The sequence below is a fragment of the Pareuzebyella sediminis genome (assembly GCF_008367235.1).
Lineage (GTDB): Bacteria > Bacteroidota > Bacteroidia > Flavobacteriales > Flavobacteriaceae > Pareuzebyella > Pareuzebyella sediminis.
In genome coordinates this window covers 59,586-85,686 of the sequence record NZ_VTZS01000005.1, presented here as the reverse complement: position 1 = coordinate 85,686, position 26,101 = coordinate 59,586, and the positions used below count along the sequence as shown (strand labels likewise).

The 26,101-nt window shown below is 43.1% G+C and carries 25 protein-coding genes; 9 read left to right on the top strand and 16 right to left on the bottom strand.

Translation table 11 applies throughout. The annotated features are described in order from the left end of the window. Positions 1-14: 14 nt before the first annotated feature. Positions 15-839: a thymidylate synthase gene (locus F2B13_RS16515; protein ID WP_149277223.1), complete on the top strand. Its 825-nt coding sequence runs from the start codon at positions 15-17 to the stop codon at positions 837-839. Between the two features lie 723 nt (positions 840-1,562). Further along, entirely contained in the window at positions 1,563-1,865 is a 303-nt protein-coding gene (locus tag F2B13_RS16510; RefSeq protein ID WP_149277222.1) for a GIY-YIG nuclease family protein, read from the top strand. 455 nt (positions 1,866-2,320) lie between these two features. Here the strand turns inward: F2B13_RS16510 and F2B13_RS16505 are convergent, their stop codons facing one another. After that, positions 2,321-3,418 carry a DUF6807 domain-containing protein gene (locus tag F2B13_RS16505; RefSeq protein ID WP_198440153.1) on the bottom strand — a complete coding sequence of 366 codons (1,098 nt, stop codon included), beginning with the start codon at positions 3,416-3,418 and terminating at the stop codon, positions 2,321-2,323. Positions 3,419-3,479: 61 nt separating this feature from the next. Next, positions 3,480-4,076, bottom strand: coding sequence for a 3-keto-disaccharide hydrolase (locus F2B13_RS16500; RefSeq protein ID WP_149277221.1), 597 nt, complete (start codon positions 4,074-4,076; stop codon positions 3,480-3,482). Positions 4,077-4,230: 154 nt separating this feature from the next. Here F2B13_RS16500 and egtB point away from each other — a divergent pair, with 154 nt between their 5' ends. Both egtB and F2B13_RS16490 read left to right on the top strand, forming a co-directional pair. Further along, complete coding sequence (egtB, locus tag F2B13_RS16495; protein WP_149304685.1) at positions 4,231-5,391, top strand: ergothioneine biosynthesis protein EgtB; 1,161 nt, start codon at positions 4,231-4,233, stop codon at positions 5,389-5,391. Between the two features lie 45 nt (positions 5,392-5,436). Beyond that, complete coding sequence (locus tag F2B13_RS16490) at positions 5,437-6,408, top strand: L-histidine N(alpha)-methyltransferase (protein WP_149304684.1); 972 nt, start codon at positions 5,437-5,439, stop codon at positions 6,406-6,408. Positions 6,409-6,522: 114 nt separating this feature from the next. On the opposite strand, the gene F2B13_RS16485 is transcribed toward F2B13_RS16490, so the two are convergent. Both F2B13_RS16485 and F2B13_RS16480 read right to left on the bottom strand, forming a co-directional pair. Then, on the bottom strand, positions 6,523-6,822 hold the full coding sequence (locus tag F2B13_RS16485; protein ID WP_149277218.1) for an isoamylase early set domain-containing protein: 300 nt from the start codon (positions 6,820-6,822) through the stop codon (positions 6,523-6,525). 179 nt (positions 6,823-7,001) lie between these two features. Next, a complete protein-coding gene (locus tag F2B13_RS16480) occupies positions 7,002-8,090 on the bottom strand; it encodes an aminotransferase class V-fold PLP-dependent enzyme (RefSeq protein ID WP_149304683.1) in 1,089 nt (362 codons plus the stop codon). Between the two features lie 59 nt (positions 8,091-8,149). Between F2B13_RS16480 and F2B13_RS16475 the strand changes: the two genes are divergently transcribed. The 3 genes from F2B13_RS16475 to F2B13_RS16465 all read left to right on the top strand — a co-directional run bounded on the left by F2B13_RS16475 (position 8,150) and on the right by F2B13_RS16465 (position 10,850). Further along, positions 8,150-8,539 carry a 2TM domain-containing protein gene (locus F2B13_RS16475; protein WP_149277216.1) on the top strand — a complete coding sequence of 130 codons (390 nt, stop codon included), beginning with the start codon at positions 8,150-8,152 and terminating at the stop codon, positions 8,537-8,539. A gap of 68 nt (positions 8,540-8,607) precedes the next feature. Continuing rightward, entirely contained in the window at positions 8,608-9,087 is a 480-nt protein-coding gene (locus F2B13_RS16470) for a dihydrofolate reductase (RefSeq protein ID WP_149277484.1), read from the top strand. Between the two features lie 101 nt (positions 9,088-9,188). Continuing rightward, complete coding sequence (locus F2B13_RS16465) at positions 9,189-10,850, top strand: glycoside hydrolase family protein (RefSeq protein ID WP_198440152.1); 1,662 nt, start codon at positions 9,189-9,191, stop codon at positions 10,848-10,850. 125 nt (positions 10,851-10,975) lie between these two features. Here the strand turns inward: F2B13_RS16465 and murI are convergent, their stop codons facing one another. Both murI and pafA read right to left on the bottom strand, forming a co-directional pair. Then, positions 10,976-11,764 carry a glutamate racemase gene (murI, locus tag F2B13_RS16460; RefSeq protein WP_149304682.1) on the bottom strand — a complete coding sequence of 263 codons (789 nt, stop codon included), beginning with the start codon at positions 11,762-11,764 and terminating at the stop codon, positions 10,976-10,978. 12 nt (positions 11,765-11,776) lie between these two features. Further along, on the bottom strand, positions 11,777-13,447 hold the full coding sequence (gene pafA / locus F2B13_RS16455) for an alkaline phosphatase PafA (RefSeq protein WP_149304681.1): 1,671 nt from the start codon (positions 13,445-13,447) through the stop codon (positions 11,777-11,779). A gap of 112 nt (positions 13,448-13,559) precedes the next feature. Here pafA and F2B13_RS16450 point away from each other — a divergent pair, with 112 nt between their 5' ends. Continuing rightward, positions 13,560-14,297, top strand: a complete 738-nt coding sequence (locus F2B13_RS16450) for an MlaE family ABC transporter permease (protein ID WP_149277213.1) — start codon at positions 13,560-13,562, stop codon at positions 14,295-14,297. Next, positions 14,297-15,064 carry an ABC transporter ATP-binding protein gene (locus F2B13_RS16445; RefSeq protein WP_149277212.1) on the top strand — a complete coding sequence of 256 codons (768 nt, stop codon included), beginning with the start codon at positions 14,297-14,299 and terminating at the stop codon, positions 15,062-15,064. Before F2B13_RS16450 ends, F2B13_RS16445 begins: the two co-directional genes overlap by 1 nt. 19 nt (positions 15,065-15,083) lie before the next feature. Here the strand turns inward: F2B13_RS16445 and F2B13_RS16440 are convergent, their stop codons facing one another. The 10 genes from F2B13_RS16440 to porV form a co-directional block, all read right to left on the bottom strand. Then, positions 15,084-16,574: a DUF389 domain-containing protein gene (locus F2B13_RS16440; RefSeq protein WP_149304680.1), complete on the bottom strand. Its 1,491-nt coding sequence runs from the start codon at positions 16,572-16,574 to the stop codon at positions 15,084-15,086. 1 nt (position 16,575) lies between these two features. Beyond that, the gene (locus F2B13_RS16435; protein ID WP_149304679.1) at positions 16,576-17,658 is read right to left on the bottom strand and encodes a mannose-1-phosphate guanylyltransferase; all 1,083 of its coding nucleotides are present in this window, start codon (positions 17,656-17,658) and stop codon (positions 16,576-16,578) included. Positions 17,659-17,791: 133 nt separating this feature from the next. Beyond that, positions 17,792-18,418: a SprT-like domain-containing protein gene (locus tag F2B13_RS16430; protein WP_394348976.1), complete on the bottom strand. Its 627-nt coding sequence runs from the start codon at positions 18,416-18,418 to the stop codon at positions 17,792-17,794. A 227-nt stretch (positions 18,419-18,645) separates the two neighbouring features. Further along, the gene (locus F2B13_RS16425) at positions 18,646-19,293 is read right to left on the bottom strand and encodes an HAD family hydrolase (RefSeq protein ID WP_149277209.1); all 648 of its coding nucleotides are present in this window, start codon (positions 19,291-19,293) and stop codon (positions 18,646-18,648) included. After that, positions 19,293-19,973, bottom strand: coding sequence for an SDR family NAD(P)-dependent oxidoreductase (locus F2B13_RS16420; protein WP_149277208.1), 681 nt, complete (start codon positions 19,971-19,973; stop codon positions 19,293-19,295). Before F2B13_RS16420 ends, F2B13_RS16425 begins: the two co-directional genes overlap by 1 nt. Continuing rightward, on the bottom strand, positions 19,973-21,022 hold the full coding sequence (locus F2B13_RS16415; RefSeq protein ID WP_149277207.1) for a M28 family metallopeptidase: 1,050 nt from the start codon (positions 21,020-21,022) through the stop codon (positions 19,973-19,975). Before F2B13_RS16415 ends, F2B13_RS16420 begins: the two co-directional genes overlap by 1 nt. 100 nt (positions 21,023-21,122) lie before the next feature. Continuing rightward, a complete protein-coding gene (locus tag F2B13_RS16410) occupies positions 21,123-22,814 on the bottom strand; it encodes a pyruvate dehydrogenase complex dihydrolipoamide acetyltransferase (RefSeq protein WP_149277206.1) in 1,692 nt (563 codons plus the stop codon). A gap of 4 nt (positions 22,815-22,818) precedes the next feature. Then, positions 22,819-23,817 carry a pyruvate dehydrogenase (acetyl-transferring) E1 component subunit alpha gene (gene pdhA / locus F2B13_RS16405; RefSeq protein ID WP_149277205.1) on the bottom strand — a complete coding sequence of 333 codons (999 nt, stop codon included), beginning with the start codon at positions 23,815-23,817 and terminating at the stop codon, positions 22,819-22,821. 154 nt (positions 23,818-23,971) lie between these two features. Further along, the gene (gene cdd / locus F2B13_RS16400; RefSeq protein WP_149277204.1) at positions 23,972-24,454 is read right to left on the bottom strand and encodes a cytidine deaminase; all 483 of its coding nucleotides are present in this window, start codon (positions 24,452-24,454) and stop codon (positions 23,972-23,974) included. Between the two features lie 76 nt (positions 24,455-24,530). Beyond that, entirely contained in the window at positions 24,531-25,682 is a 1,152-nt protein-coding gene (gene porV, locus F2B13_RS16395) for a type IX secretion system outer membrane channel protein PorV (protein ID WP_149277203.1), read from the bottom strand. Positions 25,683-26,101 lie beyond the last annotated feature (419 nt).

Genomic DNA, 26,101 nt, shown 5'->3' with positions numbered 1-26,101 from the left:
AATAGTAGATTGAAATGAAACAATATCACGACTTACTCGCCCATGTACTGGAAGAAGGTAATGCCAAAGGCGACCGTACCGGTACCGGTACCCTCAGTGTTTTTGGCTATCAGATGCGGTTCGACCTTAGTGAAGGTTTCCCCATGGTCACCACCAAAAAACTGCATTTAAAGTCCATCATTTACGAATTGCTCTGGTTCCTCCAAGGCGACACCAATATCGGGTACCTTCAAGAAAACGGCGTACGCATCTGGAACGAGTGGGCCGATGACAATGGTGATTTGGGGCCCGTATACGGCCATCAGTGGCGCAACTGGAACAACGATGAAATCGATCAGATCAAAGAGGTGGTGCAGGCCCTTAAAACCAACCCGAACAGCCGCCGGATGTTAGTCTCGGCCTGGAACCCCAGCGTACTGCCCGATACCTCAAAATCTTTCGAGGAAAACGTGGCCAACGGCAAGGCGGCCCTCCCCCCCTGCCATGCGTTTTTTCAGTTCTATGTGGCCAACGGCAAACTGTCGTGCCAGCTCTACCAACGGAGTGCCGATATCTTTTTGGGAGTACCGTTCAATATCGCCTCCTATGCCCTGTTCACCATGATGATGGCGCAGGTATGCGGTTATGAAGCGGGGGAGTTTATCCACACCTTTGGCGATGCCCATATCTACAACAACCATAGGGAGCAGGTCGAGTTGCAATTGAGCCGTGAACCACGACCGCTTCCAAAGATGCGGATCAATCCCGAAGTGACCGATATTTTTGATTTTAAGTTCGAGGACTTTACCTTGGTAGACTACAATCCGCATCCCCATATCAAGGGCGTGGTGGCGGTATAGGTTTTATCATTCCCGCGAACGCGGGAATCCACATCAGGAACGAAGGCCAAAGAGAAAAATGGATTCCGTATCAAATACGGAATGACAGGTAGTAAAAGCACCACTTGTCTTTCGTGCGAACGCAGGAATCCATACCAAGAACGAAGGCCAAAGAGAAAAATGGATTCCGTATCAAGTACGGAATGACAGGTAATAAAAGCACCACTTGTCATTCCTGCGAACGCGGGAATCCACACTAAGAACGACGGGCGAAGAGAAAAATGGATTCCGTGTCGGAGCACGGAATGACAAAAATGAAAACCCACTGTCATTCCTGCGAAAGCAGGAATCCACAACAAGAACGAAAGCCAAAGAGAAAAATGGATTCCGTATCAAGTACGGAATGACAACTTTGAAATAAACAGAAAAACCGGAGTCGTTGTCATTCCTGCGAAAGCAGGAATCCACAGTAAGAACGACGGCCGAAGACAAGAACTGGATTTCGTGTCAGGCACGGAATGACAGGCAGTAAAAGCACCATTTGTCTTTCTTGCGAAAGCAGGAATCCACATCAAGAACGAAAGCCGAATAAAAGAACTGGGTTCCGTGTCAAGCACGGAATGACAACTTGAAATAAGCGAAGCAGGCCATACGTCTCCAGAAGAACGACTCACTTCGGCTCAACCCGCCGTACAGGGAGGTACAGAACCAACCAAAGAGAACAGATTTTATAACCGAGTCTTTATGTCAAAAAATATTCATGAATATTATGTATACATTCTGACCAACAAAAAGAACGGAACGCTCTATATCGGTATGTCCAACGATTTGCAACGGAGAGTTCTCGAACATAAGCAAAAATCAATAGATGGATTCACCAAAAAATATGGCTTGGACAAGCTTGTCTATTATGAAGTATTTCAATTTGTCGAAGACGCCATTTTAAGGGAAAAGCGGCTAAAAAAGTGGAAACGGCAGTGGAAAATTGAATTGATTGAAAAAGACAATCGACAATGGCACGATTTGGCTGAGGAATGGGATCAATAATTGATTCCGTGTCAGGCACGGAATGACAAAAACGAAAACCCATTGTCATTCCCGCGAACGCGGGAATCCACATCAGGAACGAAGGCCAAAGAGAAAAATGGATTCCGTGTCAAGCACGGAATGACAAAAACGAAAACCCATTGTCTTGCCTGCGAAAGCAGGAATCCTCACCAAGAACGACGGGCGAATACAAGAACTGGATTCCGTGTCAAGCACGGAATGACAAAAACGAAAACCCATTGTCATTCCCGCGAACGCGGGAATCCACATCAGGAACGAAAGCCAAAGAGAAAAATGGATTCCGTGTCAAGCACGGAATGACAGACCCAACTTAGGGCTATTAAAATTCAATCAGTACTCCAATGGATCCCAAACACAAAAAAGCCCCTACAGTAATTATAGGGGCCTTTCATTAGTGTCACTGTAAAAATATCTAGCTACGCACGTATTTCCTACTATTCTTGGGAAAACTTCAAAAAGCTGGCATTCAAATCTTCGGCATCCAAAATTTTACTGGCAAGAAGAATACGGTATTTGAAGGTCACACTTTCGCCCTTTTTAAGCTCGTAGTTCAGTTCTTCCTCCCCATCGCTAAAGACCTTTTGCCCTAGTGGGTTGGCCGCAAAGAGTCCGTACCCCCTGGAATGCCAATAGGTCGGTGACCCTACATTCGACTTATTGTCGATAATAGCCAATGATATATCTTCCTCACCGATTCGGGAGGTCAAATTGTTCCAATTCGACCGCTTGCCCCAGGTATCCAATCCTCTAATTCCCTCTGCATTGATGTAATCCCCGTTTACACCTTCATTGTCGAGTACCGCGACCTTGGTCGGATTGCCGTTCGCATCGGTAAAAATATCGGGTTTGTCGGAAGGCAGTTCCAATTCACGGGTCACACGGATCCCGATCATTCCTTCTTTATTATCCTTAAAAAGTACATCTTCGTTCGGCGCGGTCAACGTAGTCAGGCGATCGATGGAATACACATCATCCGTATCCCTAAAAACAAAGGTGGTATGCTCGTTGAGCAATACCGTACCATCGGGCGCGACCCAATCCATAGCCACCTTCAAACGGGCTTGATCGTCTCCATCTTCCATACTTTCGACCGTTTTATGTACAATGGTACCATACTTGTCCCGATCTTCGACCTTGATCGAATCTGAGTTGTTCCAAAAATCGAGACCATTGACATCGCCATAATTAAACCATAGCCCCACATGATGCGGATGATCTACCCTTTCTCCCGTAGAGGGCTCCAACGGAAATTTACGTGTAATCTTTGTGCCTTCTGGCGTCACTAAAGGGTACAGTACGGGTTTCTTGATGTTATCCGGCCAGCGGTACGAAGTGAACAGCTTACCGTCGATCATCACATCGACTTTCTTCTCCGCTTCGTTTTCAACGAGTTGTATTTTCTTTTCGCTCTCCGTTTCGCTTTGGTCAACCATCTCTTTTTTAGGCTCTCCTTTGCATGAAAAAAGTAGGGCTATCAGTCCTATAGTGACTATTCGCTTTGTTGTTAAAAGCACGGCATAATTTGTAACCATTTCTAATGTTTGTTTTATGATTTGAATCGTTATTTCGAAGGATTTATAGCGGGGCACGCCTTTATTCAAGCGTTGCAATGCGTATGTTTCTGAAGCTGGTGGTCATTTCCCGTCCCGGGTGTAATTGGAGACCGATAGATCCCATCGCGGGCACATCCGAAGACACGTATTTCAGCACCTCTTCTCCGTTGAGCCATATAGTGTACTCGGGCCCAACGGCCTTTACCTTTATCGTATTCCATTCGTTCGGCTTTAACAGTTCGGCCACCCCTTCGGCCTCTACAGGGTAGCCCTTTCCAGGAATATAAGGAGAACCCGTCATATCGCGCTTTAATGAACCGGAAATACCCATTTGTATTTGTTGGTCTTCGGTACGGAGGAAAATTCCGGTATCTACCGTGCCTTCCCCATATTTAAAATCGGTTTCGATGATAAAATCCTTATAAAGTTTTTCCGTCCACAGAATGCTACCCTTTTTTTCCGGACCGCTCTTTGCCAATAAGACTCCATCGTTCACAGACCACCAGATATTGTCTTGTGGCACTACCCAGCCCTTGAAATTTTTGCCATTGAACGCCTTTTTGAATTTTGGCTTCTGGGCCGTTGAAATGTGTAGCGCCCCAAATATCAAGAGGGCCACTAGGGTAATTCTTTTCATCGTATTGAATTTAGATTTATTTATGGATATGAAAAATAGCAAATTAATTACAACTTCGGATGATTCGTCCATTTTATTTGCATCAATCAAAAATACCATTGGGCTATAGTTCATTCGTCTAATGATTATATTTAACGTATAATTTCAGCACCCTATGGTACTTACAGATTCCCTTTTGGATTTCTTTTTGGAAACCCGTGAACACACCGAAAATCTTTGTAGACCTCTTGAAACCGAAGACTATGTAGTGCAGCCCATCGTCGACGTTTCACCGCCTAAATGGCACTTGGGCCATTCGACCTGGTTCTTTGAAGAATTCATTCTCAAGGCACATGCGCCCGAGTACCGCCTTTTCGATGAAGATTTTGCCTTTGTTTTCAACAGTTATTACGAAACTGTGGGCAAGCGGGTCGTACGCTCAGACCGTGGCAACCTATCACGCCCCTCGGTAGAAAAAATCTATGCGTACCGCAGGTATGTCACCGAAGTCATAAAGACACTGTTTCAAAACCATCGGCCTAAAGCATGGTACGACCTTCTCGAAATAGGGGTTCATCACGAAAAACAGCATCAGGAACTATTGCTAACCGACATCAAATATATTTTGGGAAACAATCCCCTGCTTCCTAAGTATTCAACTGATTTTGAGGAACATGCCATAGAAAGCCATTCCCGAGATTGGATTTCAATGTCGGAAGGCATCTATGAAATCGGGCACCATTCCGATTGCTTCTGTTATGATAATGAATTAGGGCGGCACAAAGTGTACCTACAGCCCTATCAAATTGCCAATACGTTGGTGACCAATAAAGATTTTATAGCTTTTGTAGAAGACGGCGGCTATCAAAAATTCGAGCTTTGGCATGCCGATGGGTGGGACTGGGTAAACCAACAAAGGATTACAGCTCCACTCTACTGGCACCATATCAATGGCATATGGCATCATTACACCTTAAAAGGGCTTCAAGAAATCGACAACAACGCACCGTTGACCCACATATCTTATTATGAGGCCTTCGCTTATGCTCAATGGAAAGGCTGTCGCCTGCCCACCGAATTCGAATGGGAAGCTGCACAAGTTCTCTTTACATGGGGCAGGCGTTGGGAATGGACCGAGAGTGCCTACCTACCCTACCCTGACTATAAAAAGGCAGACGGAGCCTTGGGCGAATACAATGGTAAGTTTATGGTCAATCAGAAGGTGTTGCGCGGCGGATCGGTTGCCACCCCTAAAAACCATACCCGTGCTACCTATCGCAATTTTTTTCAACCCCCGCTTAGATGGCAGTTTACGGGCCTTCGATTGGCGAAATAACAGAACCTTCAGTAAGGCTCTTCAAAACCTATAGACTAAAGTTCCATGCAAAAAACAGTTGAAATCGCATTCGAAACAAAATTCGAGGAAGAAGTATATAACGGCCTGACCGCTTTTCCAAAACACCTGTCGTCCATGTATTTTTATGATGAAACGGGCGATAAGCTCTTTCAAGATATCATGAACATGCCCGAGTACTATTTGACCGACTATGAGTTCAATATCTTAACGGCAAATAAGGCGAAAATTGGGCACCTGTTCGCCCGTGGAGACCAAAGATTCAAATTAATAGAATTGGGCGCCGGTGATGGTAAGAAGACCAAAATTTTACTGAAACATTTGATCGCGAAAAGCTACGAGTTCACCTATCAACCCATCGATATCAGCCCTACAGTGCTGAAAGTTCTTGAACAATCATTGCATAATGAGCTACCGGAGCTCCAGATCGAACCTCAACAAGGCACTTACTTTGAGGCCCTGAAAAAAATTAACGCTGCGAACGGCACTAGAAAAATCATTCTTTTTCTAGGCTCGAATATCGGAAATCTGATGCATGAAAAAGCCATCGATTTTTTAGGCCGCATTCAACAACTCATGCATACCGATGACCTTTTTTTCGTCGGTTTCGATATGAAAAAAGACCCGAATACCATTTTAAACGCTTACAATGACGAGACCGGAATAACGGCGGCCTTCAACAAAAACATCTTGGCACGTATCAACCGTGAACTGGACGGAAATTTTGATACTGAAAAGTTCTTGCACTGGGAAGTGTATGATCCTGAAAGCGGCACCGCCAAAAGCTATTTGGTCGCCAAGGAAGCCCAAACCATCTCCATCGAAAAACTAGGTTTGACTGTCGATTTTCAAGCCTGGGAAACCCTTCATACCGAGATTTCACAGAAATACGACGAAAACACGATAAAAAAGCTTGCCCAAAAATCAGGATTCGAAATTGTATGTGATTTTAGTGATGACGCACAGGGCTTCAAAGATTATGTCTTCCGCAAGGTATAGCCATAAAAGAATGGGCTCTGTTCTCTTTTTCCAACCCTAAAAAACCGTACGCTTTCGGGCATAAAAAAGCCGGTGTTACGTAATACACCGGCCTTGTACGCTTCTTTTTTTAGATTAAAGCTCTAGAACGGCGTTTTCCGCTCCGGCATAATCGTTCCATTTGTAGCTATCCGCTTCCGCCTCGTTGACGTAATCTCCGTCAATGATATACTTGAACTCAAAAGAACCTTCCTTGGGAAGTTCCAAGGTGCCTTTGAAATTACCGTTCTTCAATTTTTTCAAAGAACTTGCCTTTGTCGCTTTCCAATTGTTGAAATCACCAACAACGGCTACTTTTTTCGCTTCTTCAGCTGGTACCGTAAAGGTAACTTTACACACTGGTTTAGATTTTAAATACTGTTTAGAAATTGCCATAATACATTTATTTTTAATTAGTAAACTTTGCTATTTGAGTTTTATATTTTGGGCAAAACTAATGCATTAAAATGCTCATATACAATGATTAAAATCATTTTTATCATTTTCGTAAAATTTTAGCATCAATTAATAACGCTTCGATAAAAAAGGGTTGATATTTTGAAAATACGTATGTGCTATATAGTTGTTTTCAAGATTTTTACGATAGTTTCTACATCCTTTTCTGTATTATAAAAATGAAAACTCAACCGCACGCCCCCTCCTCTTTGGGAACAAACCACACCTTCATCGGTCAGTTTGTTGAACCTATCGGCGTCATCCTTGATTTTGAAAATGGTACTATGTGATGGCCTTTTTACTACCGCATCTTCCAGAAGCCCGAGATCGGCAAAGGCTGTTTTAGCCTTTTGGGACAAAGTGTTTAGCTGTGCCTCAATGGCGTGCATGCCCAACCCCTCAAGATAATCCAATGAAAATTTGAGGCTTCCAAAATTGAAGGTATCTAAATGGCCAGGTTCAAAAAATTTGGCGAAGCGCACCTGATCACGTCCGTTTAAATCGATATCGGATGAATTGAAACCGATGGTCTTAACCGAGAATTGATCCATCATATGATCTTTGAACAACATAAAACCGTTCCCGTAGCCCGCCAAGAGCCACTTATAGCCACTTGTACCGAGCACGTCAATGGCCGATGATTCAAAATCAAAAACGGTAGTACCAGAAAATTGTGTACCGTCAGCAATAATGATCAGGTCGGGGAATTCTTCTTTGAGCAGCTGTAAAAAATCAGGGGCAATCTTGATTCCGTTCACCCATTGTACCACACTTAGGGCAAGTACCGATATATTGTTTTCTTTAATAGTATTGAAAATCCGGTCTTCCAGATGTTCATCGATGTCCACATAAAAAATGCGGAACCCCCTACTTGTAAAAGGCCAATTGACCGAAGGATAATCGTTTTTCAAAAGTAATACGTTGTGGTTCTTTGGGAGTCCTTCCAACAACATATTCAGGCCGATCGAAAAATTGGGCACCAAGGCCGTATTCTCCGTTTTGCTGCCACAAAACGAGGCGACCGTTTCCCTTACTTTGGGAATGTACTCCATCATTGCCTTTGTCTTCATCGTACTGCCACCAATTAAAAAATCAAGATCGTGTTCTTGGCGCCATTCCAAGAGGTTGTCGTTCAATAAGCCCGCCGCTGCGGTATTCGCATAGACATATTGACTTAATACGGGAAAGTTTTTACGCGTTTGTTCCATAGGGTGAAAATCGTATTTGGTAATTGCTGTATCTTTGTGATATAAAGGTAGGCTTTCACATGTTTGCAAAAAATAAAAACAAGCAAGAACTAAATCTTGAACAACACGAGCTTTTAGAAAACGCGCAACGGCGCATAAAGCAAAAGAAAAGGCTGTATGTACATTTTGTGATTTTCTTAATAGGCAGCGTATTCTTGATCTTCGTGAACAAAATATTAAATTATTGGGATACTTACGACTGGTTCATTTGGGCCATTACCTTTTGGGCCTTCCTTTTTGCCATTCACCTTGTCAATGTCTTCGTGACGCAGAAATTCATGGGAAGGGAGTGGGAACGGGCTCAACGTGAAAAACTGGTTCAAAAGCAAAAAAAACGGATAGCTGAAATGCAGAAACAAATCGAGACCGATTTCCCGATGTCGCAAATCAATAAAAAGACAGAGGAATAACCGATGTTGCAACCCTTTTAAGAAACGTCCACTAATCAAAAAGCTATAGACCTTTGAACACGATTTGTATGATAGCCGCTGCCGGCGAGAACAATGCATTAGGGAAAGACAATGACCTGCTCTGGCACCTACCCGATGATTTTAAACGTTTTAAAAAATTAACATCTGGCCATAAGATCATAATGGGCAGGAAAACATTCGATAGTTTTTCCACCCCGTTGCCCGACCGCACCCACATTGTCATCACCCGTAACGAATCTTACCGTCCAAAATTCGAGGCCCAGGTCGTACATACTTTGGAAGATGCCCTTGCCTTGGCATCGAACGATGCCTTGGTATATATCATTGGCGGAGGCGAAATCTATAAACTCGCCGAAAAATACGCCAACAAGATTGAACTGACCCGTGTACACGGAACTTTTGAAGATGCCGACACTTTTTTTCCAGAAATCGATGAGAACGTATGGACCCTTGTTTCCGAAGAGTACCATCCCGCAGATCATCGGCATAACTATGCCTTTAGCTATAAGACGTATACCAAAAGATAGCCTAAAATAACTATTGGCATAGTGGGCAGGCTCGAGGCTAAACGCAAAATACATATGACCTTCTTCAATAAGCATCCATACTCAATAACTACTATAGAAATATGAACGAAAGAGTCCCTATCCTGATCTTTGTAGTCGCTATTTTAGTGGCACCTTTCTACATGGAAGCCCAAATTGTCGAAAGGACAAGACCGAACGGTTGGGAAAACCTTGTATATGGAGGTCGATTTATGGATAGGTTTCAACCCATGCCCGAACTTGGGCAAATGACCTCGAACACTTGGGGCGCTTCGGGTGTTGTTCCGCGAGACACCTTAAATGGCATTGAGGATAAAAAATGGTCATACTGGGGTGGCAACATAAGAAAAATGGAAGACGGCTATTACCACCTTTTTGTATGTAGGTGGGCCGAAGATTCTGAAAAAGGGCACATGGCTTGGCCCAATTCCGAAGTGGTTCATGCCGTATCGGAAAACGCTTCTGGTCCGTATAAGGTTATAGCGGAAATTGGTAAAGGGCATAACCCTGAATGGTATATTACAAAAAATGGCAAATACGTCATATACGTTATTGATGGATATTACGTCGCCGATGCTATCAACGGACCTTGGACCTATGCACAATTTGATTTTGATACGCGAGACCGCCCTATTATAGAAGGCCTTTCAAACCTCACCTTCGCCCAGCGAGAAGATGGCTCGTTCGTAATGATTTGCCGCGGGGGAGGTGTTTGGATCAGCAAAGATGGACTATCGACCTGGTATCAGGTCAGCAATTCAAGTGTGTATCCGCCTGTCGATGGTCGTTTTGAAGATCCCGTAATCTGGAAGACCCAAGTGCAATATCATCTGATAGTCAACGACTGGTTAGGGCGAATCGCGTGGTATTTACGTTCAAAAGATGGGTTACATTGGAAGGTAGACCCAGGTGAAGCTTATATGCCCGGGGTAGCCAAACATCAAGATGGCACCATGGAAGATTGGTTCAAATATGAGCGCCTGAAAGTAATGCAGGACTCCCATAAAAGGGCTATCCAGGCCAATTTTGCCGTTATCGACACCATAAAATGGAACGACCTTCCCAATGACAACCACAGTTCAAAACTGATTACCATACCCCTCACTAAAGGCAAACTAATCTCGATAACCAATAAAAATCCCATCACCCCCGAGACCAAGAAAATCACCTTATATATACGCGCGGAGAACGATTTTGACCCTATCACCGATATAAATTTTGAATCGCTTCGGTTCGGAGCTCCGGAATGGGTCGATTTTGGAAAAGGATTCAAGTTCGAAAAGGTCGAGAAAAAAGGGAAGGATGCCCTGGTGACATTCACAGGCGACAATAACGGCATTACCGAGGAAAATTTTTCTGCAAAATTACTGGGTGAAGATACAGCCGGGAACCTTCTTTTTGGCTACACAAGATTACCGGAAACCAACTACTTGGAACCTGCACTTTCCGCTCGAAAACCCATTCTAAATTCATCCGGAAAAAGGTTTGACGTGGTCGTAGAGAATTTCGGTCAAGTCGCTTCCATAGAGTCAACAGTCTCGATTTTCGCCATCGATGGAACACATTATAGGATATTGGGCAAAGGCAAAGTGCCGCCTATCAAGCCCTATAAGAGGCGCACTATACAAATCGAGACGGAGTCAAAATTTTCTAATTCCGAGGAACAACGCTATCTCGTAACGCTAGGGGAAGACCCTAAGAAGAACGTTTTATTTCGCAGTGCGACTAAAAGGTCGGAGGACTAACAAAAGGTAAGACGAGAAGGCTTTTTTACAGGATAACCCCTTGACATTGTTTTGCGTTCAAAACCCCTTTTTTCAGGCAAGTTCCATACCGCTCGCTTCATTATAAAATTAAGCAACCCGTCACGTTAAAAGTCCAAGTAAGAAACACGCACGTCTACCGGAACGTCACTCAAAAATTTTTCTAGGGTCTTAGTGTTCGAATTCCCATAGAACACATGTTTCCCTTTTTGTCCATTACCGTTCAACAGCCCGTTTTTTATCAAAATGGCCTTGGTTTGCCTAGCTACGGCCTCCCCAGAATCGATAATTTGCACGGTTTCAGGTACTATTTCCTTCAACACAGGAATGAGATAGGGATAGTGGGTACATCCCAGCACCAGATAATCGATTCCTTCAGCGAGCATGGGTTTTAAAAAGGTGTATAAAAGGGCTTTGATCTCGTCAGACGCTAATTCTCCCTTTTCGATTAGAGGCACCAACCCGCTGCCCTCTCGTTCAACAATTCGTATGCCACTTGCATGATTTTCGGAAGTACTATGGAACAATCGGCTCGAGAGCGTACCCCGCGTCGCCAATATACCTACGGTTTTTGATTTTGATTGCAGGGCTGCCGGCTTAATAGCCGGTTCGATACCGATAAAGGGCACATCGTAATGGCGCCTAAGAAAATCGATGGCGTTCGTGGTGGCCGTATTACACGCTACTACCACCATTTTACAACCCATATCCAATAATAAATCAGTATTCTTAATACTTAATGTAAGGATATCACCTTCCGATTTTTCACCATATGGAGCATTTTTACTATCGGCCAAATAGATGGTATCTTCAAAGGGCATTAAACCTTGGATCTCTTTCCATATCGAGGTTCCTCCAACACCGGAATCAAAAATACCTATCGGGCTATCGTTCATAATGGGCTCTTACTATTCTATGGCTTTGGCAACCGGCTGACCGGTCGTGCCACTAGGGAATGAAATCCCTAATAGAACAGCGATGGTCGGGGCGGCATCGACAATTTCGGTGCGCTCCACAGTACTTCCTTTTTTGATTCCCTTTCCGTAGAACAATAAAGGCACATGGGTATCATACACTTGAGGTGATCCATGGGTAGAACCCGTCAGACCCGATGTGGCCGTGCCTGGCTTCAATACGACCATGACATCTCCCGATCGTTTTTGATTGTATCCGTTCTGCAAGATATACGGGATTCCATGGGTGAAATCGTTTTGCCATAATTGATAGGCCGTATAAGTACGGTCAACCCCTTCGTACCCTAATAGTTCCAAAGCTAAGGTTTCCTGTACCTCTTGAACACTTAAATCCAAGTTCTTGATCACGTCATGGTCTAAGAAATATTGAAAATTAGAGAAGTTCTTGACGATATCGGTAGTGCCATAGGTGAACTCTAAAAATTGTTCAAATTTGGCTTTGTTGCCCTCCCATTTTAAATTACTGGCAGGTATTCCCTGGTCTTTAAGATAAGCTGGGACTTCAACAGCTGCATGATCCGCGGTTAAAAACACGGTATATTCGTTTTCACCGACCTTTTTATCCAAAGCCTTGAACAATCGCTCCAGGTCTTGATCTAATCGCAGATAGGTATCTTCGACTTCCTTCGAGCTCACTCCAAATTTATGGCCGACGTAATCGGTACTTGAAAAACTTACTGCCAGAAAATCGGGCACCTCATCTGAACCAAGGCTTTCACCATCGATGGCAGCCAAGGCAAAATCCGTGGTAAGACTATTGCCATATGGCGTTGATTTGATAACATCGAAATCGGCCTTCTTATTCAGTAGGCTCGGTGGGCTATGCGGAAATGTAGATTTTGACTCCGCGTCGAATAGCCCTTCGTACGCATTGTCATCGGCGGTACTCTCTAGGTAGTCATCGATATTTTTAAGAGTGGTCCACGATTTTTTATAGCCTTCCACCTTCCTTGAGGTGTTGAAATCATTGACCCATTTTGGCAAGGTTTTCATATAATAAGAACTCGTAATCCAATTGCCCTCGTCGGCCCCATGAAACCAATACGCCGCATTTGTAGTATGTCCTCCTGGAAGTACCGCTCCTCTATCCTTTAAGGCAATGGCAATAGTTTTTCCACGCATCTGCGTGTGCAAACGCAATTCGTCGGTAATGGTGGTCACGTTAATTCGATGAGGGGACATTTTACCGGCATCCGATGTTGTTCCGACGGAGCTGTACGAGTCATCGCCCGCACAGTACACATCTTCGCCCGATTCTTTATCGTACCAATTATTTCCGATTACACCGTGGGTTGCAGGAGTTGTTCCCGTATACACTGAAGTGTGACCCGGACCCGTGCTTGTAGGGGCATAATTATAGTGATTGTTCTTGCAGTTAAAGCCCTTTTCGATAAAACGCTTGAAACCATCATCACCAAAGTGATCATAAAACCGGGTGATATAATCATAGCGCATTTGGTCGACTACAATCCCGACCACCAATTTTGGGCGTGTACGAAGAATGTCGGTGTCTTCACCCTTAGAATGGCGTTGGGCAATAGCATCTGGAATAAAAATTAAAGTTGAAAAAATAAGGACTAGTGTTACTAGAAATTTACCGTGCATATTATAATATTTGATGGGGCAAAAGTAAATAAATTACTTGCTTATATATTAATTGGGGGTTAAATCCATTTCATTATTGTTATTTTTGTTGGGACAAAGTTATTTTCCTTACATGAACTACCTAGCATCGATCGGCAGTTATGCCATCATGATTATCGAGGTTTTTAAAAAACCGACCAAATGGCGTATCATGAAACCCTTGATTTTCAAGGAAATCGATGAATTGATTTTCAATTCATTGGGTATTATCATTTTCATTTCTTTCTTTATCGGTGGGGTGGTCGCCATTCAAACCGCTTTGAACCTCACGAATCCTATTATTCCAAAAAATCTTATAGCCTTTACTACACGTCAATCTGTAATTTTAGAGTTTTCACCCACTTTCGTTTCGATCATTATGGCCGGAAAGGTAGGCTCCTATATAACATCGAGTATCGGTACCATGCGGGTTACCGAACAAATCGATGCATTGGAGGTCATGGGGGTAAACGCTCTGAACTATCTGGTTTTTCCTAAAATTGTTGCTATGCTCTTTTATCCGTTCGCCATTGCAATATCGATGTATGTCGGTATTTTAGGGGGATGGATGGCAGGTGTTTTTGGAGGTTTTCTAACCAGTGCCGATTTTGTGGCGGGGCTGCAATTGGAATTCATACCCTATCATGTCACGTATGCTTTCATAAAAACTTTGGTGTTTGCCTTGGTTATAGCCACCATTCCCTCATTTCATGGTTTTTTTATGAAGGGAGGAGCACTTGAGGTGGGAAAAGCGAGTACTACGGCGTTCGTTTGGACTAGTGTGACCATAATCATTTTGAACTATATTCTAACACAACTACTGCTAGGCTGATGATCGAGGTAGAAAACATTCATAAGTCATTTGGTGACGCCCATGTACTAAAAGGAATCTCGACAACTTTCAGCAAGGGAAAAACAAATCTGATAATCGGCCAAAGTGGTTCGGGAAAAACCGTTTTTCTCAAATGCCTTCTCGGTCTGTTTACTCCTGAGGAGGGTGTTATTCGCTATGATGGAAAGGATTATTCAAAATTATCACCCGAAGAACGTAGAAACCTTCGACAAGAAATGGGCATGGTTTTTCAAGGAAGCGCACTTTTCGATTCCATGACCGTTGAAGGCAACGTAAGATTTCCTTTGGAAATGTTCACGAAACAAGCTAAATCCGAAATGCAGGACCGTGTAGATTTTGTACTCAAACGGGTGAATCTGGTCGACGCACATGACAGGTTTCCGGCTGAAATCTCGGGAGGTATGCAAAAACGCGTAGCTATTGCCCGAGCGATTGTAATGAATCCAAAATACCTTTTTTGCGACGAGCCCAATTCAGGCCTTGATCCGAAAACGGCTATTCTAATCGATAACCTTATTCACGAAATAACCGAAGAATACGACATTACCACCGTAATCAATACCCATGATATGAATTCGGTAATGGAAATCGGCAAAAAGATTATCTTTTTAAAAGACGGTCTAAAAGCCTGGGAAGGCACCAACAAAGAGATTTTTAGGACCGATAATGAGGCGGTTACGAATTTTGTATATTCTTCAGATCTCTTTAAAAAGGTACGTCAAATGTACATCGAAGAAAGAAATTGAGAAATTGAGACCAAGTGCCCTATTCTTCGGCGTTCCGCAACTGAATAGTACTATCCTTTAACCTAATTTTCAACCATTCGAGCAGTCTTTGGTTTTCAGCCTGTATTTTGGCGGAGCCCAGATTATTTTTCCATCTCACTGAAAATACGGTTAGGGTATCGATCTTATTAAAGTCGGTCGTCACGGAATTACCATATTCCAATACTTGTAAATTTTCATAATTGGCTTTGGCCTCTTTGCTAATATCCTGAAAGGGAATCTGTTTCCCCAAAGACTTTTGAAGGCGGGCGAGTTCAGTCTCTAAAAAGGCTATTTGTTCCTCTTTGCTTGACAATTGGTTTTTTTGCGTTTCGTACAGTTCATTTACATATTTAAGTTGATCGATTTCGGTATTATTGGCGCCTTGAATCACATGAAACTCCGTGTTGCGTAGTCTCCCGAAGCTGTTATCTTCATTTTTAAGAGTGTTCCAACCTGCAATAATATTAGCGGGAACAACCTCATTTCCCATACAAACGACTTCAATCTGAGGGTTTTTACCATCATTGTATTCAATGTTGGTGAAATTCTCGAGATACCTTCCTTCCCCAGCGAAAGTATATTGTGCGATGGTTTCTGCTACAAATTGATTGGCCTGTTTTCTAAAAAGCGATTCCTTGAACACGTTGTAAAAGGTCCAACTTGCAGGCACCATGATCAATATGGCCACGATGGATGCTATTCTAGCCGTCAAGCGCCGCTTTCTTGAATTCGCGTAACGCATCATAGGAAAACGCAAAATCTTAATAATCAAAAATGTTGCTAGCCCAATAAAAATCGTGTTGATGATAAAGAGATACATAGCACCACCCGCATAGCCGTAGTTACCTATGGCCAACCCAAAACCCACAGTACAGAGGGGAGGCATAAGGGCGGTGGCAATGGCAACACCAAAAATCACACTGGCGATCGTACCCTTTTTTGCACGTGCGATCACTAGGGCCAATCCCCCGAAGAATGCAATAAGTACATCTCGTATATCAGGGGCGGTTCTAGCCAATAATTCGGAGGACTCGTCCTTTATGGGGAAAAAATAAAAGAACAGAAAGGCGGTAAGCACGCTTAAAACAACCATCACCGCAAAATTTTTCAGCGAACGTCGCAGCGTATCGATATCGTTAAGAGCCAAAGACATTCCCAACCCTAAAATAGGGCCCATAAGTGGTGATATTAACATCGCCCCGATGACAACCGCAGTTGAATTGGCGTTGAGACCGATCGATGCTATAAATATCGAACAAATCAAAATCCAAGAGGTATGCCCCTTAAAGGGAATGTCGGCCAAAATTGCTTCTTTGGTAGCCTCTTGATCTGTATTGTTGCGAATATCGAGAAGTTCCCTGAGAAACTTACGTACGCTACCCTGAAGGCCCTTAAAATCCTTTTTTACCTCTTCCTTTACTTCCTCGGCACTTTCCTTGGGGGCCTCCGTGGGCGTAATTTTGTCTTGATCAATTTTTTTTTCTTCCATCTTATCCGTGCTTGTCGCCAAAGGCTTCTTTAACCCTCACCAATACCTTTTTGATATCCTGCTCCTTACTTTTTGGATAGATAAGTAGTACCTCTTCCTTATCCACAATAATATAATCGTTTAAGCCATCGATAACGACAATTTTGTCTTTTGGAGAACGGATCATGTTGCCCGAAGCATCTTCGGCCAGAACCCGACTGTTTACCACCGCATTCCCGTTTTCATCCTTATCCAACTTATCAAATAGTGAGCCCCAGGTACCTAAATCGTTCCAATCAAAAGTTGCCGGAAGTACATAAATGGATGTTGAACGTTCGAGTATGGCATAGTCTATGGAAACATTCTCCGCCTTCGGATAATTTTCCTTTATAAAATCGGTCTCTTCGGGCGTATTATAGCAAGAAAATCCCGCTTCAAAAAGACCATACTGCGAAGGCTGATACTCTTTAAAAGAATCAACAATGGTCTTTACGCCCCACATAAATATTCCTGCATTCCATAAAAAATTCCCTTGGGCCAGAAACTCCTTCGCGGTTTCATAATCGGGTTTTTCACGAAATTGATGGACCTTTTTAAGTACTTCATCGCTATTCTTTTCAAATTCAATATATCCGAAACCTGTATTCGGAAAAGAAGGTGTAATACCTAACGTACACAGCACATCTTCCCTTTCACATTTCTCAAAGCAAAGCTTCACATTGTCGGCGAAGGCCTCTTCGTCCTCGATCCAGTGGTCACTGGGAGCCACGATCATCACTCCATTAGGATTCATTTTCTGAATCTTCAGTGCCGCATAGAGAATACATGGGGCGGTATTCCGCATGGCGGGCTCAAGTACCACCTGATCTTGTTTCACCAAAGGCAACTGCTCTAGAACCAATTCGTTATACCTTTCATTAGTCAGTATAAGTATGTTTTCAGTGGGCACGAACTTATTCAGGCGCTTGAAGGTCTTTTGAATCAGTGTTTCACCGGCACCTAGCATGTCGTGAAATTGCTTCGGATAATCCGATGTGCTTATCGGCCAAAATCTAGAACCGACCCCGCCTGCCATTAAAACGGCATAATAGTTTTTGTTTTTCATAGTTTGTTCAGTTATTCCATTTAGTGATTGGATAGTTGTCAAATTTTGAACCGCGCCAACAATCTTACGGTTCATACTGAATGGCGTCCACTAAGTAACTTCAAATCATACACTGTCGAGACTCGGTTACTACCTAAATCCCGACCAGCTCTACTTGGGCATTGGGTTGAAAAAGATACAGCTTACCTGTAGCCAATTCAACACACTCATAACGTTTTACGCGTCTATTCCCTTTTTTATATAATTTGCCATTATAGATTCGGAAAACACTCCCCAAAGGTACTTCAAAAACGTAGGTCTTATCCGTATTTTTATCGTCAAAACGTTGTAGGGCCATGGACAATTGTGCATCGGTACTGCTACTCGCTTTAGGGTTTTTAAAATGTCGGGCCAATAACGGCAATAATTGCTCAGGAAAAATCTCTGGTCTGATATAAGGTAGCATCAAATATTGAAAGGTACGTTTCCACTCTGCTCCGTGGGGTTTGATTCGACGGCCGTATTTTTCAAATGCCGCCAAATGTGCAATTTCATGAATTAGAGTTAGCAGGAACCGATACTTGTTCAGCGACGCATTTACCGTTATCTGGTGCCTACCATCAGGCATTCTACGGTAATCACCATGTCGCGTCACCCGCTCATTGACGATTTTAAGATGTACCCCGGTGCTTTTGATCAACTCAAGGCAAGGAGCAATCGCTCTTTCCGGTAAGTATTTCTTTAAAATATCATCCACTTCCACAAAAATAAGAGAACTCATCCAATAAAAGGTAAAGCAAAGTAAAGCCTTGATTATTTTTTTCAACGTAGGTACACCATAAGCCTAGAGCATGTCAAGGCTAAACCTTAAAGCAAAGATGGAATAAAGGGGAGAAGTAGAAAAGAATTTTTAAGGATAATAGAGTGCTCGATACTACCCTTACCTCAATACGGGTAAGAGCGCAGCCTATGCATATTTTAAAATGGACCTGAACGGTTTTTGGCTTTTCATCGTTTGTCGGAAATCATCGAAATAAGTTGGTCCATTTCGTGAAATACCGCAGTGCACTCAGGTCTAAAAAGGGCCTCCTCCTCCTTGGCGGCAAATCCGAACACATCAAAACCGCCTGTTCTGGCCGCACTTACGCCGACAAGCGAATCTTCAATGACGAGACAATCTTCTGGAAGAAACCCCATGTGCTGGGCCGCATGTAAAAAAATGGCAGGATCGGGCTTCCACCTACCAATATCATAACAGCTGAAAATACGGTCTTGAAAGAAATGCAGCAGACCGGTCGTTGCCAGATTCAGTCTTATTTTTTCTTGGGGACCACTTGAAGCGGTACAGAAAGGAAGTTCTAGGCTTTGGAGTACCTCATCGACCCCCGCTACAGGCAATAATTCATTTTTGAATGTCTCAAAAGACCTTTTTCGAAATCGCGATTCAAAATCTTGGGGCAATTTTTTGCCGGTCATTTTTTCCACCTTTCGCATACATTCCTCAAAGAAATGACCTTTAAGTTCTTTCAGCGCTTTCTCGAGGTTTATATCTATATCATTTTCCCTAGCTACCTCGATGAAAGTACGAATAGCCAAAACTTCACTATCCACAAGGACACCATCACAGTCGAAGATAATACATTTATATGCTGCCATTAGGGGGTAGTATTGCTTACCTGAAGTAATTTTCCGTTGTAATACTGGTGACCGGTAAGGGCAAAATTTTTGATATATGCCGCCATTTCCATAGCACTGATCGGAGCCTGATAACCAGGAAAAGCTTCTTGAAGCATTTCGGTCTGCACGGCACCCAGGGCCAGCACATTGAACGCTGGTCCGGTTTCCTTGAACTCCTCGGCCCAAAGCTCGGTCAAAGTGACCACCGCCCCTTTGCTAGAGCTATAGGCGGACAAACCTGGGAATTTCACACTCCCTTGAACCCCTCCCATAGAGCTTATGGTAACCACATGGGCCTCTTTAGGCATTTTGGGCAGTAAGGCTTGTGTAATTCGGGCCACGCCGAACACATTTACCTTATATACTTCTTCAAACTCCGTCATTGACGTTTCCATGAATGGCTTATTCACTAACCTTCCGGCATTGTTAATAAGAATGTCGACCTGACCCCAATTCTCATTTAGAAAAGCTTCTAACTTTACAAAATCCGAGGGTTTTGACAGGTCAAAGGGAAAGGCAGTTATATTGGAATGGCCTAAAGCTTTTATGGGCGTATCATTACGTGACAGCCCCAACACTTTATGTCCTTCATCTGCAAAGAGTCGGGCCAGTTCAAAACCGATTCCCCTACTCGCACCTGTGATGACAACAGAGGCCATTAATAGTATTTGATTTCTTGAGTGGGAGCATTCACAATTCCTTCCATAACCGGAATACCTTTATTGACAATGTTGGCCATATGGTCAAAGTCCATTTTAGAAGCCTCGTCCCCAACCCTATGGTAAAAGTCAAAATTAGTAAAATCAAAGGTACTGAAGGTTTGGGAGGGTACCCCAAAGGCTTCATGAAAAGGATAGTTATCTGAACGTTTGAACAAATTAAATTCTTTTGCTTTTGGCAAAAAGCCGGTGAACTTTTCCTTTGAATAGCTATTGGCCACCTCGGCCAAATTAGACGATTCATATCCCGTCAAATAGGTCAGGTGATCCTTTCCGACAAGAGGTACCCCTACCATTTCAAAATTCAACATGGCATAGAGGTCCAAATTCCCATTCTTAAGTTTTTGTGCGAGGTGTTTAGAGCCCAGTAAGCCTTTTTCTTCGGCACTGAACAGCGCAAAGATGATACTACGCCTATTACTTTTATGGTTTCCAAAATACCGCGCCAATTCCAGAACTGTGGTCGTACCTGTGGCATTATCGTTGGCACCATTGGCAATCACATCCCCATCCTCCCCTTCAATGATACCAATATGATCATAATGGGCTCCGATAATGACATATTCTTTCTTGAGGTCGGGATCATTACCCTCGAGTACCCCGACCATATTGTAGGCGACCGGCTCAAAATTAGAGAGCGTATCACGATAACTTGAAAAGAAAGGTTGAACCCCGTTCTTTATGAAAATTTTCTCGATAAAATCTGCAGCTAGTGCGATACCCTCGCTTCCAGAATCTCTACCATTCAGTTCATCGGAAGCCAAGAAATTCAAGATAAACTCGACCTTGGCAGCGTCGGTAAAACTATTCTCGGCAGCCGCAACGGCCTTTTCAATGCCTTCGACATCATCTGCCTTCTTAGGCACTACCATAAGATTACGGTCGAATTTTACCGCATCTTCACTTTTCAGGGTTACCGATTCATCAATCTTTGAGGTACCACAAGTGATCAACAATAACCCCATTAAGCCGAGAAAACAATATTTCATAGTGATCGTTTAAATTAGCATGGCAATTTAGAAATAAAAAAAAGCATCTCGAAATATATGGAGATGCCTTTGCAATAATTTACTTTTAATCTGTTCGCTACTATGCCAACATGGTGACCGGGTTCTCCAAGTACGTGCGAAGCGTCAACAAGAATTGAGCGCCAGTTGCTCCATCGACCGTTCTATGGTCACAGGCCAAGGTAACTTTCATGGTATTCCCAACGGCGATTTCACCATTTTTTACGACGGGTTTCTCCACGATAGCCCCGACCGATAGTATAGCTGAATTGGGCTGATTGATAATTGAAGTAAATTCAACAATACCAAACATGCCCAAATTAGATACCGTAAAAGTACTGCCCTCCATTTCGGCCGGTGCCAATTTTTTGTTTCTGGCCCGACCTGCAAGATCTTTTACGGCGGTACCGATTTGAGTCAAGCTCAATTGATCGGTAAACTTTAAAACGGGAACCACTAACCCTTCGTCAACGGCTACCGCAACGCCGACATGCACATGATGATTGTATTTGGTGGTATCACCATTCCAAGTAGTATTGACTTGAGGATGTTTCTTTAATGCCATCGCACATGCTTTCACGACCATATCGTTAAAGGACACCTTTGTATCTGGCATTTCATTGATTTGTTTTCTTGAAGCGATGGCGTTTTCCATATTTACCTCAATTGTCAGGTAGTAATGGGGCGCGGTAAATTTCGACTCTGCCAACCGCTTAGCGATTGTTTTACGCATTTGCGAATTCTTCACGTCTTCGGAACGCTCTTCCCCGACAGGAAGGGCTACAGGGTCAGGTGTCTTGCGCTCTGCCGAAGCTTGGGGAGCCGCTTCCGTTTCTTTCGGAGTCTCTTTTTTTGCGGCAGGCTTATAGTTCTCTATGTCCTTTTTTACGATTCTTCCATTGTCTCCCGAACCGGAAATTTCCGATAAGTCAATCCCTTTGTCCTCGGCTATTTTTTTGGCCAAGGGCGAAGCAAAAATACGCTGATCGTCACCTACGGCTTTAGAGCCCGTATCTTTGTCAGCTTCTGTTGGCTTATCCTCTGATTTGACTTCCTTGGTCTTGTCTTCGCTCGATTTCTTCTCTCCATCAGCGGGTTTAGAACTCAAAACGGCGTCTACATCCGTCCCTTCAGGGCCGATAACGGCAAGAATTGCATCTACAGGAGAAGATTCGCCTTCCTGTATGCCAATGTACAACAAGGTACCCGAATAGAACGATTCAAATTCCATGGTAGCTTTGTCCGTTTCGATTTCTGCAAGAATATCGCCTTCTTCGACCTCATCGCCTACTTTCTTGAGCCATGTTGCCACTGTTCCCTCTTCCATCGTATCGCTCAACCTTGGCATCTTGATAACTTCAACACCCTCCGGAATTTCCGCTACGCTTCCAGTATCGGATGAAGTACTTTTACCACTACTATCGGAATCATCTTCGGAAACTGCGTCTTGTTCTGAAGTTTCTTCAGTAGAGGCATCGTCTTCCTTCTTATCCGATGCATCGGCGCTACCGTTCAACAAGCCGGAAATATCTTCTCCTTCTTCTCCTATGATTGCCAATAATGAATCTACCGGGGCGCCGTCACCTTCTTCGATACCAATATGCAATAGGGTACCTTCATAGAACGATTCAAATTCCATGGTAGCTTTATCGGTCTCGATTTCCGCCAAAATATCACCCTCTTCAACTTTATCACCAACTTGCTTTAGCCACTTAGCTACGGTACCTTCTTCCATGGTATCGCTCAATCGGGGCATGTTTATAACTTCTGCCATTTACCTATAGTTTATGTTGTACAAACGGAAAATCTTCTTGCTCATAGACCATATCATATAATTGTTCGGCCGGAGGATAATCTGATTCGTCGGCGAATTTCTCGCATTCGGAAACCCTTTCCTTCACCGCCTTGTCTATGGCCTTGATTTCTTCTTCGGTCGCGTATTCATTTTCTTTGATTACATCGAGCACTTGAGTAATAGGGTCTATTTTTTGATATTCCTGTACTTCCTCTTTAGTACGATAATGTTGTGCATCTGACATAGAATGTCCTCGGTATCGATACGTTTTCATTTCCAAGAAAGTGGGACCGCCACCGGTTCTTGCTCGTTCTATGGCCTTGCTCACTTCTTGGGCCACTGTCACTGGGTCCATACCGTCTACCGGTCCACATGGCATTTCATAACCCAATCCTAGTTTCCAGATTTCAGTGGAATGTGAAGTTCTTGCTACAGAAGTTCCCATGGCGTACCCATTATTTTCACAAATAAAAACTACGGGAAGCTGCCATAGCATCGCTAGGTTCAGAGCCTCGTGAAACGATCCTTGGCGAACGGCACCATCTCCCATATAACAAAGGGTTACATTATCCCGTTCAAAATACTTGTCTCCAAAAGCCATACCTGCACCTAAAGGAATTTGCCCTCCGACGATACCATGGCCCCCGTGAAAACGGTGTTCTTTCGAAAAAATATGCATCGAACCGCCCATGCCCTTTGATGTGCCGGTGACCTTACCGTAGAGTTCCGCCATTACTTTTTTTGGATCTACGCCCATCCCTATGGGCTGAACGTGATTTCTATAGGCAGTAATCATACGGTCCTTTGTAAGGTCCATGGCATGTAGAGAGCCTGCAAGAACGGCTTCTTGCCCATTATACAAATGTAAAAAACCTCTAACCTTTTGTTGAATGTATACCTGTGCCAGCTTGTCTTCAAACTTGCGCCAGAACAACATATCTTCATACCATTTAAGATATACTTCCTTGGTGATTTCTTTCATCGATGCTATTTAATTAGGATTTTATAAACATCCTGTTTCGATTCCGATGACACTCGGACCGGACAAGAAAAACAAAAATACATATTAAATCAATAGTTGAAAAAAATTGAAGAAAAAGGTTTGATTGAATTTGAGGCCTCCCTTCTTTATACTACTATAAAAAGGAGCTATCAAAGCCAAATGGAAGCATATCGCCTACGGCATTGCATTTGAAGACCTCACCATTCTCGCCCATAAAAAGTACGCGAATGGGTGCAGTTTGTCTTACCTCGTATTCGAGCATCGACTGACGACAATTACCACATGGGGCCACCGGATGGTTTACGGAATGGTTCTTCGAAGCGGCGGTTATTGCAATAGATTCGATTGTAATCCCTGGAAACTTTGCGCCGGCCTGAAAAATGGCGACGCGCTCAGCACATAAACCGGACGGATAGGAGGCATTTTCCTGATTGTTGCCAATCACTACTTCCCCGTTGATCAATGCCACTGCTGCCCCGACCTGAAATCCCGAATAAGGTGCATAAGCCTTTGCTCTAGAAGCTATTGCTTTTTCCATCAATTGACGGTCATTCTCGGAAAGATCGGTCAAAGATTCATAGACCGTTATTTCGAATTCTATTTTTTGTTTTCTCATACCTCGCCCATCACAAGACATTTCCTAAAAATATAAAACCTGCATGATGCAGGTTTTAAAATTTCTTTTTCCGGTTCTAGTCATTCAAGAACTCCTCTCCCAAGTTGAACGTAAGGGAAAAGCGAAGTGAATTCTCAACAGGGTTGGTAATTCTAGAAGTTGAGAAAAGATAAGACAAATCAACTTGTGCCGACCTAAACTTAAAGCCCGCACCCATCGTAAAGAACTTACGATATCCTTTCATATCACTTTCGTTGAAATATCCTGCACGGAACATAAATGCCTGTTGATAACTATACTCCGCACCCAATGCCCATGTAATCTCCTTTAGTTCTTCACTGAATCCATCGGGAGCATCTCCAAAAGATTTAAAGGCACCGCTCAAAAATCCGATGCTTTGGTATTCGTCGTTATCTTCCGCATCTAAATCACCGTCCCCGTCAAAATCCTGTGGTGTAGGTACCAAAAGCTTGTTGAATTCGGTGGTGAAGCCAAGCACATTATCCTGATCCAAGATAAAATCGAAACCAACGCCGAATTTCAGGTTTGCAGGAATAAAATTGTTTTGGCCATTTTGATCATAGGCTATCTTTCCGCCAATGTTGGAAATATTAAAACCAGCTCTCCATCTCCCATCAAAAGTATTATAGGCAATTTCAGGTGATCGGTAAAAACCGGCTACGTCCACAGCAAAAGTGCTTCCCGGTTGGGCATCTATACTACTGGTTGAAGGAAACTTTAAATTAGAACGGATATATCTTCCAGCTACCGCCATAGAAAACGTAGGGCTCAGTTTAAGTGAATACGACCCGTCTAAAGACAGTTCATTCGGCTTTACAATTGTGCCGACGTCGTCGAAACTATCCCTCAATTCAATTTCCCCCAAAGTGAAATACCGAAGATTAACGGCAAATGCACTTTGGTCATTAATTTTATTGAAATAACTGGCGTTCAAAAGGCCAATGCCCGAAACGGTATTGCTTAAATAAGGTGTATAGCCAATACCAATTCCCATTTTCCGCTCTGCAAAGGCAAACTTGGCCGGATTCCATTGTTGCGAAAAGGCATCGGTAGAAGTTGCCACACCCATATCGCCCATTCCTGAAGCTCTAGCGTCGGCCGAAATTGTAAGAAAAGGAACGGCAGTGGTAATTACTCGGTTTTCGATATCTTGTGCAGATAGTTCACCCGCCAAAGCCATCAAAATAATTAGTAAAGATTTTTTCATTTTAAATTAAATCTAGAATTTAATCGGTCAAATATCATAAATAGTGGCTCAACCTAAAAATAAATTAGGTGTATTACATCTAAACGGGCTTTTTGGAATTATCTTATATACGCAATGCATATTATTTCCGTATTTGCTCCCTTTTACAAAAATAAGGAAACATTTGGCCCGTACCCTTTAATTTGTGGTATGACTTTAAATGGTCACAAATGTCTGCAGTTGAGCTTTAAAAATAACTCCTAAAACAACTAAGAATTCAACCATTTTTGGGATATACTCTTATCGATAATGTTTAATAATCCAAAAAAATTGAATAAAATCACTAGCAACTTCCAATAAGAGTCCGTGACAATGTCATGTGCCATCTAAAGAACCCTTGGTTGAAATTTGGTTTTACGGTACATTTTCAGTATTATTTT

Coding starts and splice junctions, on each gene's coding strand:
- F2B13_RS16515 (WP_149277223.1), top strand. CDS start 15: ATGAAACAATATCACGACTTACTCGCCCATGTACTGGAAGAAGGTAAT.
- F2B13_RS16510 (WP_149277222.1), top strand. CDS start 1,563: ATGTCAAAAAATATTCATGAATATTATGTATACATTCTGACCAACAAA.
- F2B13_RS16505 (WP_198440153.1), bottom strand. CDS start 3,418: ATGGTTACAAATTATGCCGTGCTTTTAACAACAAAGCGAATAGTCACT.
- F2B13_RS16500 (WP_149277221.1), bottom strand. CDS start 4,076: ATGAAAAGAATTACCCTAGTGGCCCTCTTGATATTTGGGGCGCTACAC.
- egtB (WP_149304685.1), top strand. CDS start 4,231: ATGGTACTTACAGATTCCCTTTTGGATTTCTTTTTGGAAACCCGTGAA.
- F2B13_RS16490 (WP_149304684.1), top strand. CDS start 5,437: ATGCAAAAAACAGTTGAAATCGCATTCGAAACAAAATTCGAGGAAGAA.
- F2B13_RS16485 (WP_149277218.1), bottom strand. CDS start 6,822: ATGGCAATTTCTAAACAGTATTTAAAATCTAAACCAGTGTGTAAAGTT.
- F2B13_RS16480 (WP_149304683.1), bottom strand. CDS start 8,090: ATGGAACAAACGCGTAAAAACTTTCCCGTATTAAGTCAATATGTCTAT.
- F2B13_RS16475 (WP_149277216.1), top strand. CDS start 8,150: ATGTTTGCAAAAAATAAAAACAAGCAAGAACTAAATCTTGAACAACAC.
- F2B13_RS16470 (WP_149277484.1), top strand. CDS start 8,608: ATGATAGCCGCTGCCGGCGAGAACAATGCATTAGGGAAAGACAATGAC.
- F2B13_RS16465 (WP_198440152.1), top strand. CDS start 9,189: ATGAACGAAAGAGTCCCTATCCTGATCTTTGTAGTCGCTATTTTAGTG.
- murI (WP_149304682.1), bottom strand. CDS start 11,764: ATGAACGATAGCCCGATAGGTATTTTTGATTCCGGTGTTGGAGGAACC.
- pafA (WP_149304681.1), bottom strand. CDS start 13,447: ATGCACGGTAAATTTCTAGTAACACTAGTCCTTATTTTTTCAACTTTA.
- F2B13_RS16450 (WP_149277213.1), top strand. CDS start 13,560: ATGAACTACCTAGCATCGATCGGCAGTTATGCCATCATGATTATCGAG.
- F2B13_RS16445 (WP_149277212.1), top strand. CDS start 14,297: ATGATCGAGGTAGAAAACATTCATAAGTCATTTGGTGACGCCCATGTA.
- F2B13_RS16440 (WP_149304680.1), bottom strand. CDS start 16,574: ATGGAAGAAAAAAAAATTGATCAAGACAAAATTACGCCCACGGAGGCC.
- F2B13_RS16435 (WP_149304679.1), bottom strand. CDS start 17,658: ATGAAAAACAAAAACTATTATGCCGTTTTAATGGCAGGCGGGGTCGGT.
- F2B13_RS16430 (WP_394348976.1), bottom strand. CDS start 18,418: ATGAGTTCTCTTATTTTTGTGGAAGTGGATGATATTTTAAAGAAATAC.
- F2B13_RS16425 (WP_149277209.1), bottom strand. CDS start 19,293: ATGGCAGCATATAAATGTATTATCTTCGACTGTGATGGTGTCCTTGTG.
- F2B13_RS16420 (WP_149277208.1), bottom strand. CDS start 19,973: ATGGCCTCTGTTGTCATCACAGGTGCGAGTAGGGGAATCGGTTTTGAA.
- F2B13_RS16415 (WP_149277207.1), bottom strand. CDS start 21,022: ATGAAATATTGTTTTCTCGGCTTAATGGGGTTATTGTTGATCACTTGT.
- F2B13_RS16410 (WP_149277206.1), bottom strand. CDS start 22,814: ATGGCAGAAGTTATAAACATGCCCCGATTGAGCGATACCATGGAAGAA.
- pdhA (WP_149277205.1), bottom strand. CDS start 23,817: ATGAAAGAAATCACCAAGGAAGTATATCTTAAATGGTATGAAGATATG.
- cdd (WP_149277204.1), bottom strand. CDS start 24,454: ATGAGAAAACAAAAAATAGAATTCGAAATAACGGTCTATGAATCTTTG.
- porV (WP_149277203.1), bottom strand. CDS start 25,682: ATGAAAAAATCTTTACTAATTATTTTGATGGCTTTGGCGGGTGAACTA.